We start from the raw sequence: 16,431 nt of genomic DNA, 5'->3' as shown, positions 1-16,431 counted from the left end.
GCGGGACGACTGTCGGGCGTTCGAGAGGTAGTGAGCAGCGAAAGGAGAGTCGTCCGAGCGATTGTGACTGCACCCTCGGTATCGCTGCTACCGTCGATCGGGACGAAGATCGTCGAGTACATCGGGATCAGGGTGTACTACTTCGTCGAAGGTTAAGAAACGACGCTCTGAAGTAAATTTGTGGAATGCCCTATAGCAAAGCAGTTGGCGATAATTTCGATGTGTCTGTCGACGATATTTAGTGAGCGAATGATTCCAATGTTGACGTGGACGCTGTCGGGTGAAACATACGTCTCGTCGTGCACGACGATCTGAATAAGTCTTTCACAGGTCGAGAATAACGCTTGAGCATCGTCTATTAGGAATCTCGATAATACAGTAAATCTATGTATGGGTATTATCGGCCCTTTACAACAGAGGTGGTCTGAAGTACCAGTAGGTGGTGTGAGATTTATGTGACTATCTAGCGAAAAGCACCCATGGTTGGCCTTGAGGAGCAACTGATAACCCTCCTGTATCTCTTCGCCATTGCCGCCGTAGTCGGTATCGTCAGTGCGAGATACAGCCTTATAGAATACACGACCGGCCTCATCAGCGCGGGGATTCTTATTTCCGTCGTCGGCTCTCCGATCGAAGTCGAACTCACGTCCGATTTCATCCTGCTCGTATTACTGCCCGTACTAATTTTTAACGAAGCAGTCAATATAGACCCACGAGCGTTTCGCGAGAATCTGGTCCCTATTCTCATGCTTGCCGTCCCAGGACTACTCGTTTCTATCGCCATCATTGCCGTCGCGAGTCGATTCCTGTTCGGGTTCCCGCTAGTGATTGCCGTCCTTTTCGGTGTCATTATTATGCCGACTGACCCCGTTTCGGTGCTCGCCACCTTCGATAACCTCGGCGTCCCGGAGCGCCTTTCGATCCTCGTCGAGGGCGAGAGCCTCCTGAACGACGGCGTTTCGATCGTCGTTTACTCGTCTGTACTTGGTATCATTCTCGAGGCGGAATCCGCGGGCGTCGCAACCGGTGAACTTCTCACTCGCGGTGACCTCCTGTTCGACATCGGGATCGGTATCACTGTCGCGATAATCGGTGGCGCGCTCGTCGGTGCCGGGGCCGGATACGTCGCCTCCAAACTCATTGCCTTTGCGGACGACAGTCTGACCAGTATCGTCGTCTCGGTGGTCCTCGCGTACGGCGTCTACCTCTTCCTCGACGTTCTCGGCACCAGCGGCGTCATCGGAACGCTCACTGCCGGTATCTTCCTTGTGTCTCCCAGAGTAACGGAGTTTTCCCCGACGGCGCATTTCACCCTTGAGAACATCTGGGAGTACCTAGCTGTCCTCGCGAACACCCTCATCTTCGTTACTATCGGCATCGTCACACCGATCGATCTCAACGTCGAGTTCGCCGGGCAAGTCGTCGCGGCGATCGTGGTCGTATTCCTCGCGCGGGCCATCGTCATCTACCCCCTGGTCGAACTTCTCAACCGTCAACTAGCCGACCCGATTCCCCGTTCCTACCAGCACGTCCTGACGTGGAGCGGCATTCATGCCTCTGTCTCCATCGCTCTGATCCTCGGCGTCTCCGAAACGGGAGCGTTCGCCGATCCCCTCGTGGCACAGCTCTCCGCGATGGTCTTTGGCGTCGCCGCGTTCACGCTTCTCGTCAACGGTCCGACGATGGGCAGACTCCTCGACAGAGTTGGAATCGGTCAGCAAACGTCACCCCAGCGACTCTACGAGTCGCTCATCGGTCGAATGCACGGTGTCGACGCCGCCCTCGACACCGCAGAGCGACTCCGCGAGCGCGACGAGATTTCAGAGAGCATCTTCGAGGACGTCACCGCGATCTACAGGCGCGAACGCGCCGAACTTGAAGCCGCCATCGAGTCGTTACTCGATCAGTATCCCGACATCCGTCGCCACGAGGAACGACTCGAAACCCGGCGTATCCTCACTGCGGAACACGAAGCTATCCACGAGGCGATACAGCGAGGGGAGATAAGCAAAGACGTGGGCGAACGCTTACTCGATGACGTCAAAGTCGAACTCGACCGCACCCTGACCGATGAGTGGACCGTACCTGAACCGACACCGACCGGCTTCACGCCGTACTGGCGCCAGCAACTCGAGACGGTCCGTCCCGAGAATGTCGGCGAGGGTATCGAGACGGATACATCACGATCAGACGATGGCTCAGAACCCGCAGATCGGTAAACGGAGGACGCTTCACGTCTGGTTTCCTGTTTCGTTCCGAGACATGACGGCGGCATCGGCCAGTGATCACCTCCTGTTGTTATAGGTCGTTTCAATGTTTAAATATTTGATATTTCCCCACGTCTGAAATCATGGGCTTCCGCTTATTCTTCGTCTTTCTGGTCGGGAACCACTAAGAGATACAGATTTTCATACGCCAGCAGTCGGTGTATGCCCACCGCAATGTTGATGAGAAAGGATCCATACATTAGGACGACCGCTCAGCTCTCCAGCGGTCGATGACGTCGTCGACCGATTCCTCGGGTTTCACACCGCCAGTGTTCGCCGCGAGCCCCGTCGTTTCGAACATTTGCACAACCTCGGACTCCGCCCCCGCAAAACGGAGGTCGGTTCCACGTGAGTCGAGTTTTTGTTCGAGTTTCCCCAACATTTGTGCGGCCCCAAAGTCGACCGTTGACGACGATGTAAGGTCGAAAACGATTAGTTCGACATCGGAGTCGCGTTTTGCGAGCCGTTCGAAGAGGTCGGTCCGAACCGTATCTGCGTTCGCGTAGAACAATTCAGCTTCGACGCGGTAGACGAACACATCCGTGATGGTCGTTGCCGCCGGATACAAGTCAAGCGCGACGAAGTGGTTTGTCCCGGCGATCTGACCGAGTTCGTGTGTCAATGGACGGCTGACCCGTGAAATCGCGATTAATAATGAGAGGACGACGCCGACGAAGACGCCCCAGAGCATCCCGACTGTAAGTACTCCGATTAATGCCGACATCGCGATGGCAAACTCACTCTTGCTTACGTGGTACAGTTGACGGATTGCGCTCGTATCGATAAGGCCCGTGACGGCGACGATAACGATTGCTGCGAGAATCGTTTCTGGGAGATTCGTGAACACGCTGGTGAGAAAGAGCAAGACGACGACGAGAACGAGAGCGACGACGGCGTTCGTGAGTTGTGTCTTGCTGCCGACGGCGTCGTTGAGCGCTGACCGAGACATACTTCCACCGACGACAAATCCGCCACCGAAGCCAGCAGCAAGGTTGGCTCCGCCATCAGCCAGCAGCTCCTGATTCGCATCGGTTCGGTAGTCGTGGCGTCTGGCAAAAGTCTCGACTGTGCTGATGCCTTCGACGTACGAAAGAAGAAACAACGCGGCGGCGACGGGGACGAGGAAACCCAGCGTCGAGATACTGGGAATCGCCGGAACCGACAGCGAAGGGAGACCGCTTGGGATCGATCCAACGATCGCGACACCGCGGGCCTGCAGATTCGTGACCGACATAAGCACGATCGAGAGGACGACAACAAGAAGTGCATTCGGGGCACGCGGCAAGTAACGTTCTCCGAAGACGAGCAACACGATGCCAACAACGCCGATAGCCAGTGTCTCGGGGTTCGTCTCAGCGAGATGGGTTCCGGTGTACCATATCCGCCCAAAGAACGTTTCCCCGAAAAAGGAACCCGATGCACTACTCTCAATGCCGAACAGTTTGCTAAATTGAGTTGACATGATGTACAGCGCCGCCCCGGCAGAAAACCCCGTGAGCACCGACTCCGAGATGAAGTGGACGAGAAACCCCAATCGAAACGCCCACGCGATAACCGCGAAGACACCGACGAGGATCGTCGTCGAGATGACGAGTGACGTGTACGAAGCGGTGTTTCCGCCAGCGACTGCCCCGACACCACTGGCAAGCAGAATCGCCAGTGCCGAGGTCGGTCCCACCATGACTTGCCGAGAGGTGCCAAGAAAAAGGTAAGCGATGGCGGCCATCAACCCGGCGTACAGGCCGGTCTCCGGTGGCAAGTTCGCCAGAGATGCGTACGCCAACCCCTCGGGAATGACCGCCGCCGCGACGGTGATTCCCGCGACGACGTCCAAACGGAGCCACGACGTGTCATACCGCGGAAGCCACTCCAGTACCGGGAGAGTCGACGAAAATCGTCGGATAATTCGTTCTTTTAGGCGTTTTGTTGACACCGAAACTCACCTCTTGGTCATGGTAACTATCATTGTTGGTGGGTAACCCGCTTCGGGACGTCGCCCCGAGACACTCGCCTCGTGCTTTCGAATGCGTCGTCCACCGCTATTATTCGTTTGTTGGCATTCCTCTACCGGATCCAGATTGATGCCGTGCATCGACCGGTACCGGTTATGGGAGTCTGATTTTGTGATGGTAATTGGTTCGGTCAGGCTGAAGACCACCGCGAGACGGGTACGTTGCGGTGTGGCCTGTGCTTTCCGAGTGTCCCACAGCAGTGGCCGGGGCCAACTTGTACAATCCCACATCAGCATTATATATATAACGATGCCAAGTATATAAAAACAATTGATGTGTTTGCCCCTTAGGGTTCAACTGCTGGTACAGCGTGAACCCGTAAAATCATCGCGTTGTTCGAAACGACTCGCTGAAGTTCCTCGTACGGATTGCGTCCTTGCTAGTTAGGTGGAACCAGCAGGGACGAGAGCGTCTCATGAACGAACATTCCACGGTCGTTGCGAAGCGTTCCGGCGGTTTTCCGAAGACCAACGGGCTCACGAAGCACGTCCTCGGCAGCGTTGTTCGTTGGAGAAACTGCTAGCTCACCGACAAAGATGAGCTAGCGGTCGATCCTACCTTCGATCTTTCCGAGTACGCTCTTTAGAAGCGGATTGTTGGTCGGGTAGAGCTGTCGCTGGTAAATCGTAGCGGGCAAAGGTGATGCGTTCGCGCCACCCCATATGTTCCCATTTGAAAGCCGTCGTTCGCCAGCCCATCTGGTTGAATCGAGGAGGATTATCAAGATCACGGTCGAAGCTACACCGAGGCTTAGCTAAAGACCAATGCGTACAGATGTAGATAGCCCGAAGATCGCGATGGCCACCATCGCCAGGCCGACCGCGGTGAAGCCCACAAAATGTGTCCACTGCCTTCGACGACCGGCTATGATTAGCGCGATAAGACATTGTAGCGCGTAGTACGCCGCGAACATCCGCGAGGCTGCCGCGACGACCGTGAACACGTCCATGCTCAGCACAACCACGATGCTGCCCGCAGCGAGCAGCGGGAAGGTATATCTGCGCGGGATTCGTTGATCTGAGAGTTCTTCCATGGTATCTGAGCGTGAGTGAATGTCATTGATTGACGCGGAGAACTGACTACCGATGACCAGAAGCAAAACAAGCAAGGGGAGCACGGGGCTCGCCACCTCGGAGATCGTAATGATCACGGCTGGAGTCGGCGCGTAGCCGACCTCGTCGAAAAGAAAGAGAGTCGACACCGAGAAGAGAACGTAGATGACGGTGGCGATGATCTGTGCGTTCCGCATTGTCTGGATACGTCGTGACGTGCTGTACTCCTTGGTAAGGTACCGGGATGCCTCGAATCCCTGGACAATCACGTAGAAGCCGAGGATATAGCGGAAGTCCGTCGTTGTCACCGGCGGATTGTAAGCGGGGACCGACCAGTTCCCTGCCACGGCCGCTCCGCCATTGTACGCAAGGAAGCCGGCGATAATCGCCAAGACGGCTGCGAGGTTGAAAGCCGTCGTCCGCTGCCCCATCTGGTTGAACCTGCTAAGTCCGAAGAAATAACCGATCACGCCAAGTGCGATCAGCGATACGACGGCGATGATCGTTGCGATCGAGTCACCGTTGCCGAAGTCGAAGGGGTAGATGATGATCACGCCCATCAGTTGCAGGTAGTAACCGACGTTCACGATAGATGCGATGATCAACATCCAATTGGCGACGTACGAACAATCGTGCAAGATACCCCTCTCCTTAGCTATCGGCTCAAATCGCTCGATGTTGTAGCGTATGACCCAGCCCATCGCGTAGGCGAGCGCACAGAGACCGGCATACGTCAGAGGCGATTCGAGGCCAGTAATATACACGATAGCCGGCGCCAGCAATACGAACCCGATGTCCATTATGTTGGCAATCGGGACGACCATGGCTTGGTAGCGCTCCGAATTTTGGACGTGGCTCGAGTAAAGCACCCAGTTCAGTCCGATCAATGTTACGAGGACGATGAGGGTGATCACAACCATTATCTTGCTTTCTCTGTCGAGCCGAGCACTAATGTTGGTGATTCACAAACATGCGCTGACTCCGGAGAGACCTGGGATCGTGCTTCGACGCTTCGGCTTGTGTCGTCACCTTCTTTGTGGTAATTCATGGCTACTTGATATCGGACCCTCGAATCCGTCCCGGTGCACACACTTCCCGGCCGCCACTCGTCCCACAGTCGAAGAAGTAGACCCCCACTTGACAACATGGCTCCGCGTCACATTGAGTTGTATGACGAGGTCGGTAAGTGCGTCGTCGATCGTTGGTTGCTTCCGCTCGCGTTCAAGCATCCGGTCGTCCCAGGCTGCTGAATTGAAGACTCCAATTACCGCTATTGGACTGATGATGTGGACACCAGTGATCTCAGCGTCCGCGTGCTTATCCAGCGCGAACACTAGTACTTCACGAGCGTGTGTCGAATCGTCGACTGGCACTAAGATACGTGAAGACACACCAGATAGTTCTCTGTGAAACTACAAAATAGTTCTCTAAAGAATGAAGTCAATCAGATCGCTTTACCGAACCGCAGGCGTTAAGATCCCTTGCTCAGCGAGGCCACAAAGCCGAGAAGGACGGGTAGTTCACTACGAGAACTGGGACATCAACAACCGGAAGCACAGCGGATGCAATACTGCCTTGTGATGAGCTATACCAGTCGCTCCGGCGTCTTCAGTTATTGCTCGGCAACGCTTCCAAGAGCGGAACGCGTTGATCTCATGCACTGTGATAATCCTTCGTTAAGAGATTGGAGAGTATGGTGAATGAGAACTCACAACATAGATATTTCCTCCGAGGGCCAACCTTTCAACGGGAACCCGTATGGTCTCGATACGTGAGTCGGAAGCCCAGCGGCGGAAAGCGGGACTAGATGCATTACCATCGATCGAACGCTCGATAGAAACGGCACACTTTATGAGACCCGCCAGTTCCGTGGGTTCACTCTTGAACAGGCGATGAAGTACCTTGAGAACCTCGACGGCGAACGGCGTGACGGAAATGTCATCGAGGGAAACGAGTGGCAGGCCCATCTCTCTGCCCGAAAGGTCCCCGTCGGACCGTCCTACCGGTTGACTGAAGTCACGATAACGGGCACCGGTGAAAAAGACACGCTCGAACCGATCATCTCTCAGTTTCGGCTCAAAGCGTTTCGAGCATCCGGGTGACGGTCCTGAACTATCGACCATTCGGGAATCTATCCGTATATGGGTCTGTTCGCCTGAACAGTTGAATACCCCTCTTATGAACGTCCGCTACAGGCCTGTCTCCGTGGGTCGTTCCTGAGCTCGAGAGAACGAATACGTGTTCGGGGTAGTCACGCCTGGAATAAGAGTGGGCGTGAACAGTCTCAGACGATATCGACCGGACGCATCCACCGGCGTACTGGGCGCCGGTAGTCACGGCGAAGTTCCGTGATAGTCATGAAGCAACCAAGCCCGCTCTTGTCAAGAGATCAGTAGTTGGTGACTCGATAATTGCTAAGTGTATATTATTGAGATGTCAGTGTCGCTACTAATACCGCCGGTCGGCCTAACTGACCATCCGGCGGTCGTACTGCTAAGCAGGCAATCACCGATCTCGGATACTGTTGTTCGATAATTGCCAACTGTCCCAATCCGAGAGAAGTGTGAGCGTCAATACAGCCATATCAATTGAAGTCATTCTCAACTAATGCGACAGAGAAATAGATTCATGATTCACCCAGTGTTTGTATATAACATGCTCAAAGTACTATTAGCACTACTCGGTTTCGTTGAACTAGTTGTTCCCGATCGGTTCATACAGTTTTTCGAAAGGTATGCACTCGAAAATCCAGAACAGTGCCTACGAAAAGCATGGGTATCACCCGTGGCTCGACTCGAGGGGCTGACGATTCTTGTCACGATTCTTCGCCCAGGAACGTTCTCAGGTGTGGTGCGGTCAGTACTCGGCTGCTATGGACTGATGGCTGCCATTTCGCCACGAGGATATCTCGATTACTGGACACCACTTCTGTACGAGGAAGCCAAGGCGTGTGAATGGAAATCGTGGGTGATTCCCACAACCCGTATAGCAGGGATCCTCTACGTCCTGATTGCAGTGTTTGGCTGGAAATCGAAGCCCAGTTCTGACCAGCAAATCAACAAATGAAACCTATACATATCTTCACTCAGGAAAAAACAGGTCCCAGAGGTCGAAACGGTAACGGCGGAGGACTCGCCATCAGTTATCCGTTGAGTCGTAGTACACCGCCGATATGACCGACCTACAACCGAACATTCTGCTGATTCACGGCCACGACCTTGGACGGCACCTTGGCTGTTATGGTGTCGACATTGATACACCACGAATCGATGCCCTTGCGGACGAGGGAGCGCTGTTCGAGCGACATTTCGCGAGTGCTCCGCAATGTTCACCGAGCCGGGGTGCCCTTATGACCGGACGAGTTCCGCACGTCAACGGGTTGATGGGTCTCGCACATGGGAGCTGGGAGCTTCACGACGACGAGCAAATCCTCCCACAGTATCTCAGCGATGTCGGGTACGAGACGCACTTGTTCGGCATCCAGCACATCACGCAGGACACAGACCGGCTCGGATACGACCACGTCCACTCCGAGGGGAACCTGTATCCCGGTGTTTCGCCGACGGTCCATCAGGCCAATCGGGCGCGTAACGTCGCATCAGTCTTCAAATCATTCTTGGTGAAGTCAGCGTACGACGCCCCGTTTTTCGCATCGGTCGGGTTCTTCGAGTGCCACCGGGTCGAAGAAAAGAACGGTCGGTTCGGGTTCGATGCCGGTTACTACCGGGCCGACGGTCCAGAATCGGTCCGTTCACTCCCGTACCTTCCCGATCGGCGAGGAATCAGACACGACCTTGGGGAAATGCACGGAATGGTGTACGCCATCGACGACGCGGTCGGCACTATCCTCAATGCGCTTGCTGCCGCCGGTATCGAGGAGGAGACGCTCGTGATCTTCACCACCGAACACGGTATCGCCTTCCCACGTGCGAAAGGGAGCTGCTACGACGCCGGTATTGAGGCCGCACTAATACTACGCTATCCGGGCGTCGTCGATGCTGGCAAGCGGTATGACGATCTGGTAAGTAATATCGACGTTTTGCCAACAGTCCTCGACTTTGTTGGCGAGGATTGTCCAGTGGGAATCGACGGCCAGAGCGTCGCGGGCCTGATCGCTGACAGCGTGTCGGGATACGACACGCGCGAACGAATCTTCGCGGAAATGACCTGGCACGACATGTACAATCCGGTCCGTGCAATCAGGACTGATCGCTACAAGTATATCAGGAGCTTCTGGCACCTCCCAATGGTTTACTTACCGGCAGACGTCTTTGCGAGCGAGTCTGGCCGTGAGATTCGCGAGGTTGACGGGGTTCCGACCAGACAGTACGAAGAACTATACGATCTGCGGGACGCGCCCCAGGAAGATGACGACGTCGTTCATGAGCCCCGCTACCAGGAGATCAGACGGGAGCTCTCAAGACAACTCTACGAATGGATGGATGAGACCGACGACCTGCTTCTCGATGGTCCCGTTCCTCCGGGCGATTACGACGATATCCGCTCGTGGCCACATGATTCGACGTGAGCGACCATTAACCGTGGTGTCCGAGCCCGACGCAATTCGAATCTCGGCTCGGCGTCGGTAGCAATGGCGAGTGAAGGAAACCCAGAGCCGAAACGACGTCACCGATACCTGTTCCTCCTATGAGGATTGAGAACACGATTTAGAAGGGCGTGGTCGGGTTATTCGATGGACCTAGAACAGCAAAACGTCCGACAAAAGGCGTAGCCGATGAACTCATCTGCCCATCTCCCGTCATACCTCTGTCTCGTCCCGTCGGACCAGTAGCGCAACCGCGAGGTAGAGCGGAAGACTCACAGCCATTACAGCGAACAGTATCAGCCAGTCATTCACTCCGATCGCAACGGTCCCGAAGTACCGGTTGAGCGGCGTATAGAGCACTGCGAGATGGAGAGAAACGGAGCCTGTGACGGCAGCCGTCAGCCAGGGATTCACTAGTGTCGGAGTCTCGCGCAGCCACCGAATGACGTAGAGTCCAATGAGCTCGAGGAGGACAAAGCCTGTAAACACCATTGTCATTGCATAGGGAGTGATTGAGACCGCTCCTTCGAGCGTATAGAACATGAGTGCGAGTAAGACGACCGTTGTGACACCACCCATGCCGATGATCAGTTTTAAGATTGGGCGACCGATGATCCCACTGTCCGGATCGCGGGGCGGGCGCTCCATCACGTCGGCACTTCCAGGGTCAGCACCCAGCGCCAGCGCCGGTAGCCCATCAGTCAGGAGATTGATCCACAGCAACTGGACGGCCGGCAGGACGAGATAGCCATACAGCGAAGCAACGAACACGATCGCCACCTCCCCGACGTTGGCAGTAAGCAGGTAGGCGACGAATTTCCAGATGTTGTCAAAGATCTCCCGTCCGCGCTTGATTGCCTTCTCTATTGATGCATAGTTGTCGTCGAGTAAAACGATGTCTGCGGCCTGTCTGGCGACATCCGTTCCCCGAATTCCCATCGCGACGCCAACATCGGCATGTTTCAGCGCGGGTGCATCGTTGACCCCGTCGCCAGTCATCGCGACAGCGTTGCCCCGTTTCTGGAGGGCTCGAAGAATCCGGACTTTGTGTTCGGGCGATGTCCGGGCAAAGACATCGACGGACGCGACCCGTTCACGTAGCGTCTCTGCGTCCATCCGCTCTATTTCCCGACCCTCAAGGACGGTAGTTCCGATCCCCAGCGTCTCGGCGATCGCCTGCGCAGTTCGGGCGTTGTCTCCGGTGACCATCTTTACGGCGATCCCTGCGCGTTCGGTCGCCGCGATCGCGTCGGTAACCTCTTCGCGGGGTGGGTCAATCATGCCAGCCAGCCCCACGAACACCAGCCTTTTGTCGAGGTCGTCAGTATCGCTTACCTCCTTGCGATAGGCCGTCGCGAGAACCCGCAACGCGTCGTCACCAAATTCCCAGACCGTTCTTTCAACTCGCTCGCGGCGGTCCTCGGAGAGCGGGACCGGGCCATCAGCGGTTAGGATCCGATCGCAATTCTCAACGACGACTTCAGGCGCGCCCTTGACGTAGCCAACGTCGCCGTGGACAGTCCCCATCCATTTGCGTTCCGAGGAGAACGGTATCTCATCAGCCCGCGGGTTCTCGGCCCGGAGTCGGTTGATGTCGAGTCCGCGACGGTCGGCCGCCTCGAGCAGCGCCCGCTCGGTCGGATCACCGTTGTCTGTGAGTGTTGAGTCGTTACAGAGCGCGCTAATTCGCAGGAGGAGTTCTTCTCGGTCCGAGGGCGCGTCCATGTTGATTCTGCGCGATCCGGGTTCGATTACAGCGTCGTTCACCCAGAGCCTGCTGACCGTCATTTGGCCTTTCGTCAGCGTCCCCGTTTTATCGGTACAAACAACGTCGACGGCACCCAATGCCTCGACCGCCGGAAGTCGGCGTACGAGCGCGTTCTCGGCCGACATCTGCCGGACTCCGAGAGCGAGCGTGAGCGTGACGACGGCCGGAAGTCCCTCAGGGACCGCGGCGACAGCGAGCGACACGGCGGTCAGGACGGCCTGAACCGCGTCCGTACCGCGTACGAGCAACACTGGCACGATTAGCGCAGAGAGGACAAGCGCCCCCAGTCCGAGGCTGCGGCCCAAGTCGTCGAATTCGCCCTGTAGGGGCGTCCGAGTCTCACTGGTCGTGGCGAGATCCTCCGCGATCCTGCCGACCTCGGTTTTCATTCCTGTTTCGGTCACGACGGCGAGACCTCTTCCACGGGTGACGTTCGTTCCCCGGTAGACCATCCCTTCCCGTTCGGCGAGAGGGGTCTCCGGCCCGACTCGCACCGACGATTTCGAGACCGGGGCACTCTCGCCAGTCAGCGCCGCTTCGTCAACCTCAAGGCTGGTCACCGAAAGCAGCCGGCCGTCTGCGGGGACCACATCGCCGCCCCGCAGAACGACGACATCGCCGGGAACGACTTCCGTCGCGTCGACCGTCCGTTCCCCGCCGTCTCGTCGAACCGTCGCCATCGGGGCGGCCATCTCGCGCAGTGACTCCAGACTCTGCTCGGCTTTGTAATCCTGGACGAATCCGAAGACCCCGTTCGCGGCGACGATGATCGTGATTAGGATCGCGTCGACGGCGTGACCTGCCCAGATCGAGAGGGCGGCCGCGACGAGCAACACCTGAATCAGAACGCTGTCGAACTGCGCGAAGAAGATGGCAGCCGGTCGCCGCCCGCCGCTTCCCACGACGGCGTTCTCGCCGTGCTCCCCAAGTCGCCGCCGGGCCTCCTCGTCGTCTAGCCCATTGCGTCTCGAGCCGAGCGTCTCGGCGACGCTGTCCGCCGGCAGTTCGTACGGGGAGTCGGCCACTATGTCATTTTCCAGTTCAAACTACTTAGACATACGTCCCGGATGTCATACCGCTTGACCGGTACAGTGATCCGGACGGGATCAGCTCTTTAACACGAGGAGGACGGAGAGTCTGGACAGAAGGGCAAACGAGTGAATCCCTTCGCTGGTCGTTTAGCAATGGACGACCGGAGTTGCCAGTAGTAAAGCCGCATCTTCGTCTACCGGCTTGTTTCTCATGCGTCTAAACCGAACAACAGGCTTCCGATGCCGATTCCAAACGCGTAAATTGGGATGGCGTAGCGCCAGATTCTGTTCGGAACAACGCGAACGAGATACGGTGCGACGTGCTCCTCCGTGCAGGGGTGCGAAGGGGAGTGCGTCGAATCGCAGACCTCGCGTCCGCCTGCGTGCGAGTCACCGTTTGGAGTCGGGCGCTGTGGCTCCTGTTCGGGCTGGTCGCTGGACTGTTCCTTAGCGTCATCTCGAGCCAGTTCGAGGCAACCATTCAAGAGACGATCACACTTGCCTTCTTTCCGCCCGTCGTCGCGTACATCGCCGATTCGGTAGGGACACAATCGGAAGCCATCGCGATAAGAGCATTTGCGATCACTGACGTCGATTACAGCACCTACCTCTGGCGAGAGTTCTCGTCGGGATTATTCTTGGTAGTATGATCGGGATCCTGCGGGCTTGGCGCGATAGTTATTGGCGACTCGCTACAGATCGGCCTCGTTGTTGGGCTCTCGCTGTTCGTCTCTAGTGGGATCGCGACCATCCTTGCCTCGCTTATCCCAATTGGGTTTATCCGGGTGAGGGTGGGCCCAGCACTCGGTAGTGGCCCGCTTGCAACTGCCATTCAAGATGCACTCAGTATCGTGATCTTTAGCCTCTATGCTAGCAGTTCGGCACCCGAACCAAACCCGATCTTCCCGAGCAGTGAGAACCAACGATACTGCTTAGTCGTTGGACGGCAATCTCTAGTCGGGAATAGGCTAATGAGTGACCTTGACTACTACGACAAAATTCTCGTTGGAATCGTTGGAAGTCTAGTTGGTGGGATAAGTCTTGGCCTTGTAACGTCCATTAGCTTCCATGCCGCGGTCATCGCCGGTGCGGTCGTCGCAACTGTATTCACCTACGATGCCATGTACCGGAACCCCCCATTGCCACCAACCGACGCGAGGGTCCAGGCTGCAGCGATCGTCTGGCACGCCGTTTTGCTTGCCCTGATTCTCAGCATTTATGTCGGATAGATCTCTCCGCTGTACTTCGATTCCCGGTAAAACTCTGAGAAAAGTACGCGAACGCATCTGCAGGTATCCCGATACAGCATTTTATCATTCCTATATGATAAATTGTTCATATTCTATCATATCCCCATATGAGAGCTACAAAACACAGTTGTCTATCGACGTCCTTGTTCCCTAATATGGAACTTACCGTGATTCTACTCGTTGGGGTCGCGGCGTCGGTCTTCGTCGGGTTCAACATCGGCGGCTCGTCAACTGGGGTCGTGTGGGGACCAGCTGTCGGTGTAGGACTGGTGAAGAAGACGACGGCCGCCGCGGTGATGACGTTTTTCGTCTTCTTGGGCGGGTGGACGGTCGGTCGCAACGTCATCGATACACTTGCCAACGACATCATTACTACCGCCATCTCGCTCGAAGTCGGAGTTGCCGTCCTCTTTTTTATTGGACTGGGAATCCTTATTGCGAACGTCTTCAGTGTCCCTGTCCCCACTTCGATGACGACCGTCGGGTCGATTGCCGGGTTGGGGCTAGCGACTGGTACACTCCAGTGGGAGACAATGGGGAGAATCGGAGCGTGGTGGATCTTCACTCCCCTCATCGGCTTCTGGATCGGCAGTGTAATCGGACGCTATCTATACCCGCACCTCGATCGGCACTTCAAAGTCTCCTCCACACCAGGGGCGTTGCTCGTCCTCGATCAAAGCGGGACGATTCCGAAGCCCGCACTCGGCCCGAACACGACGCACCAAGAGTTCGTCGGCACCATCGTCGTGTTAGTTGCCGCGTGCTATATGGCGTTTAGCGCCGGCGCAAGCAACGTCCCGAACGCTGTCGCCCCGTTGGTGAGCGATGGTGCGCTCTCGGATAATCCTGCGATCCTCCTCGGGACGGTCGCAATCGGACTGGGCGGATTCACCATCGCTCGACGGACAATGGACTCCGTTGGAGGCGAACTCTCTGATATTCCGTTGCTAGCGGCAGTTATTGTGATGGTGACGGCGGCGACTATCACGACCATTCTCTCGTACATCGGAATCCCGATCAGCCTCGTGATGGCGACCGTCATGACCATTGTAGGTCTCGGGTGGGGACGTGCGAGTCGGTTGATCGCCGCAAAAGATCTCGTACAGGGTGAGATCGATGTTGACGTTTTGTCGATGGGCGCACTCAAGGTCGAGACACCCGAGAAGGTGCCGGAAATCGGTGAGGAGGAACCCGAGGTGATGGAGGCTAACGAATTGTTTAACCCGCAAGCTGTGACGAAGTTTGTCTTGATGTGGGTCATCGGACCATGCGTCTCGCTCGGCCTCTCATACGCATTCTTCGTTTTCTTCCCATTCGTTGGATAGGCTCAGTTTAGCGTACTCTACCAGAAATAAGTAGTCCACGCTATCCTCCGTTTCCTGCGCAAGAAGAGTATATTTTCGATCAGAGTCCGCATCATCGTGTTCCTAACAGAGTTATTCTGTGGCCAGTAGTAATCTTATGTACCTCCTGAGATGGTAGTTCGAATAGCCCTGGCAACTGCTTTCACGATCATCCTTGCCTCAGTCATCCCGATCGGGTTTATTCGGATGGGGGGTGGACCCAGCACTCGGTAGTGGCCCGCTTGTGACTGCCATTCAACCACACTCAGTATCGTGATCTACTTCATGTTCGCACTCGTACTCCTCTGATCTGAGTCGTCCTGTTAAGCCATACGAGATGACGGTTCGTTGGAGACTACTGCCAATCGGATATGATAGGCTCGGATCCTGTTGAACGTCTATCTATTGAAGACGGTTGTCCGGCAAAGTGAGAGTGATCTCAGGGATTAATGTCACTGGGAATCGAAGACACACGATACGATGAACTTCGACGAGTTTACCGGCCAGGTACAGCACCGCCTTGAGTTACAAGATACGGGCCATGCAGTTCGGGCGATCCGTGCGACGCTCATGGTCCTCGGTGAACGGATTCCCGAAGGAAACGCCGAGGATTTCGCCGCCAACCTCCCCTTGGAGATCAAATGGTACATGACTGGCGCGGTTCAGACCCACAGCCAGCGGTTCGACTGGCAGGAGTTCGTCTCGCGAGTCAGCGAAATTGAGGGCACGGGCGTCGACAGGGTTGAAGCCGCCTTCCACGCGTGAGTGATCATCGATCTGATCGAAACGGTGGTGCCACCGTCGGATTTCCAGCAGTTACGTGATCAGCTCCCGGAGAGCCGAAACGACGAGAACTGGGGGAAGCTGTTCGAGATGGTAGATGCTGGCGGCTGGACGGAGACCCAGAATCCGTAGGTCGAGAACAATCGTGGCCCGGTTCCAGGATGGGAAAGACGCCTATCGGGACCAATCCAGTAACACTGTCCACTCCGATACTGATATCGCGTCCAGCACTAGTCTTCTGTTGCGACAAGCCGATTATAGTAATTTCTTGGCGGGACAGCTTCTATTTGGGGATCATAGTGGGTACTTGGCCGACAGTTGCTCTTGATCACAGTCCTACTGGCTATTGTAGACGGTCCTGTTTAGGCCACACACTAGG

The 16,431-nt window shown here is 56.0% G+C and carries 11 protein-coding genes and 3 pseudogenes; 9 read left to right on the top strand and 5 right to left on the bottom strand.

The features are described 5' to 3' along the window. Positions 1-479: 479 nt before the first annotated feature. Positions 480-2,219, top strand: coding sequence for a cation:proton antiporter (locus HAPAU_RS17325; protein ID WP_066385269.1), 1,740 nt, complete (start codon positions 480-482; stop codon positions 2,217-2,219). A 247-nt stretch (positions 2,220-2,466) separates the two neighbouring features. On the opposite strand, the gene HAPAU_RS17320 is transcribed toward HAPAU_RS17325, so the two are convergent. From HAPAU_RS17320 to HAPAU_RS23115, 4 genes and pseudogenes are all read right to left on the bottom strand, one after another. Then, positions 2,467-4,200 (bottom strand): SulP family inorganic anion transporter, encoded by a 1,734-nt coding sequence (locus HAPAU_RS17320; protein ID WP_157078542.1) that lies wholly within the window; start codon positions 4,198-4,200, stop codon positions 2,467-2,469. 365 nt (positions 4,201-4,565) lie between these two features. After that, a pseudogene (locus HAPAU_RS20435) lies at positions 4,566-4,859 on the bottom strand (IS66 family transposase); the annotation flags it as partial. A 174-nt stretch (positions 4,860-5,033) separates the two neighbouring features. Next, complete coding sequence (locus HAPAU_RS17315; RefSeq protein ID WP_066385268.1) at positions 5,034-6,251, bottom strand: hypothetical protein; 1,218 nt, start codon at positions 6,249-6,251, stop codon at positions 5,034-5,036. A 105-nt stretch (positions 6,252-6,356) separates the two neighbouring features. Continuing rightward, the gene (locus tag HAPAU_RS23115; protein WP_368085905.1) at positions 6,357-6,704 is read right to left on the bottom strand and encodes a hypothetical protein; all 348 of its coding nucleotides are present in this window, start codon (positions 6,702-6,704) and stop codon (positions 6,357-6,359) included. Between the two features lie 519 nt (positions 6,705-7,223). On the opposite strand from HAPAU_RS23115, the gene HAPAU_RS21885 reads away from it, so the two are divergent. From HAPAU_RS21885 to HAPAU_RS17305, 3 genes are all read left to right on the top strand, one after another. Further along, a complete protein-coding gene (locus HAPAU_RS21885) occupies positions 7,224-7,433 on the top strand; it encodes a hypothetical protein (protein WP_066385267.1) in 210 nt (69 codons plus the stop codon). Positions 7,434-7,986: 553 nt separating this feature from the next. Further along, positions 7,987-8,397 carry a hypothetical protein gene (locus HAPAU_RS20425; RefSeq protein WP_084383879.1) on the top strand — a complete coding sequence of 137 codons (411 nt, stop codon included), beginning with the start codon at positions 7,987-7,989 and terminating at the stop codon, positions 8,395-8,397. Positions 8,398-8,503: 106 nt separating this feature from the next. Next, the gene (locus HAPAU_RS17305; protein WP_066385266.1) at positions 8,504-9,859 is read left to right on the top strand and encodes a sulfatase family protein; all 1,356 of its coding nucleotides are present in this window, start codon (positions 8,504-8,506) and stop codon (positions 9,857-9,859) included. Between the two features lie 231 nt (positions 9,860-10,090). On the opposite strand, the gene HAPAU_RS17300 is transcribed toward HAPAU_RS17305, so the two are convergent. Beyond that, positions 10,091-12,670, bottom strand: coding sequence for a calcium-translocating P-type ATPase, PMCA-type (locus HAPAU_RS17300; RefSeq protein WP_066385265.1), 2,580 nt, complete (start codon positions 12,668-12,670; stop codon positions 10,091-10,093). Between the two features lie 356 nt (positions 12,671-13,026). Between HAPAU_RS17300 and HAPAU_RS21235 the strand changes: the two genes are divergently transcribed. The 5 genes and pseudogenes from HAPAU_RS21235 (at position 13,027) to HAPAU_RS17280 (ending at position 16,184) form a co-directional block, all read left to right on the top strand. Continuing rightward, positions 13,027-13,326 (top strand): hypothetical protein, encoded by a 300-nt coding sequence (locus tag HAPAU_RS21235; RefSeq protein ID WP_157078540.1) that lies wholly within the window; start codon positions 13,027-13,029, stop codon positions 13,324-13,326. A 24-nt stretch (positions 13,327-13,350) separates the two neighbouring features. Then, positions 13,351-13,527, top strand: a pseudogene (locus tag HAPAU_RS23110) (magnesium transporter); the annotation flags it as partial. A 120-nt stretch (positions 13,528-13,647) separates the two neighbouring features. Beyond that, positions 13,648-13,905, top strand: coding sequence for a hypothetical protein (locus HAPAU_RS22545; protein ID WP_066385260.1), 258 nt, complete (start codon positions 13,648-13,650; stop codon positions 13,903-13,905). A gap of 176 nt (positions 13,906-14,081) precedes the next feature. Beyond that, entirely contained in the window at positions 14,082-15,251 is a 1,170-nt protein-coding gene (locus HAPAU_RS17285) for an inorganic phosphate transporter (protein WP_066385259.1), read from the top strand. A 498-nt stretch (positions 15,252-15,749) separates the two neighbouring features. Continuing rightward, positions 15,750-16,184: pseudogene (locus HAPAU_RS17280) on the top strand (DUF2267 domain-containing protein). Positions 16,185-16,431: the final 247 nt, after the last annotated feature.

It is taken from the genome of Halalkalicoccus paucihalophilus (genome assembly GCF_001593955.1).
Lineage (GTDB): Archaea > Halobacteriota > Halobacteria > Halobacteriales > Halalkalicoccaceae > Halalkalicoccus > Halalkalicoccus paucihalophilus.
Note: the sequence above shows the minus strand (reverse complement) of the source record. Positions and strands in the feature narration are given on the sequence as shown.

What these genes read in the sequence shown, in the direction of transcription:
- HAPAU_RS21885 (WP_066385267.1), top strand. Translation starts at nt 7,224, where the DNA reads ATGAAGTACCTTGAGAACCTCGACGGCGAACGGCGTGACGGAAATGTC.
- HAPAU_RS17285 (WP_066385259.1), top strand. Translation starts at nt 14,082, where the DNA reads ATGGAACTTACCGTGATTCTACTCGTTGGGGTCGCGGCGTCGGTCTTC.
- HAPAU_RS17305 (WP_066385266.1), top strand. Translation starts at nt 8,504, where the DNA reads ATGACCGACCTACAACCGAACATTCTGCTGATTCACGGCCACGACCTT.
- HAPAU_RS22545 (WP_066385260.1), top strand. Translation starts at nt 13,648, where the DNA reads ATGAGTGACCTTGACTACTACGACAAAATTCTCGTTGGAATCGTTGGA.
- HAPAU_RS17325 (WP_066385269.1), top strand. Translation starts at nt 480, where the DNA reads ATGGTTGGCCTTGAGGAGCAACTGATAACCCTCCTGTATCTCTTCGCC.
- HAPAU_RS17315 (WP_066385268.1), bottom strand. Translation starts at nt 6,251, where the DNA reads ATGGTTGTGATCACCCTCATCGTCCTCGTAACATTGATCGGACTGAAC.
- HAPAU_RS20425 (WP_084383879.1), top strand. Translation starts at nt 7,987, where the DNA reads ATGCTCAAAGTACTATTAGCACTACTCGGTTTCGTTGAACTAGTTGTT.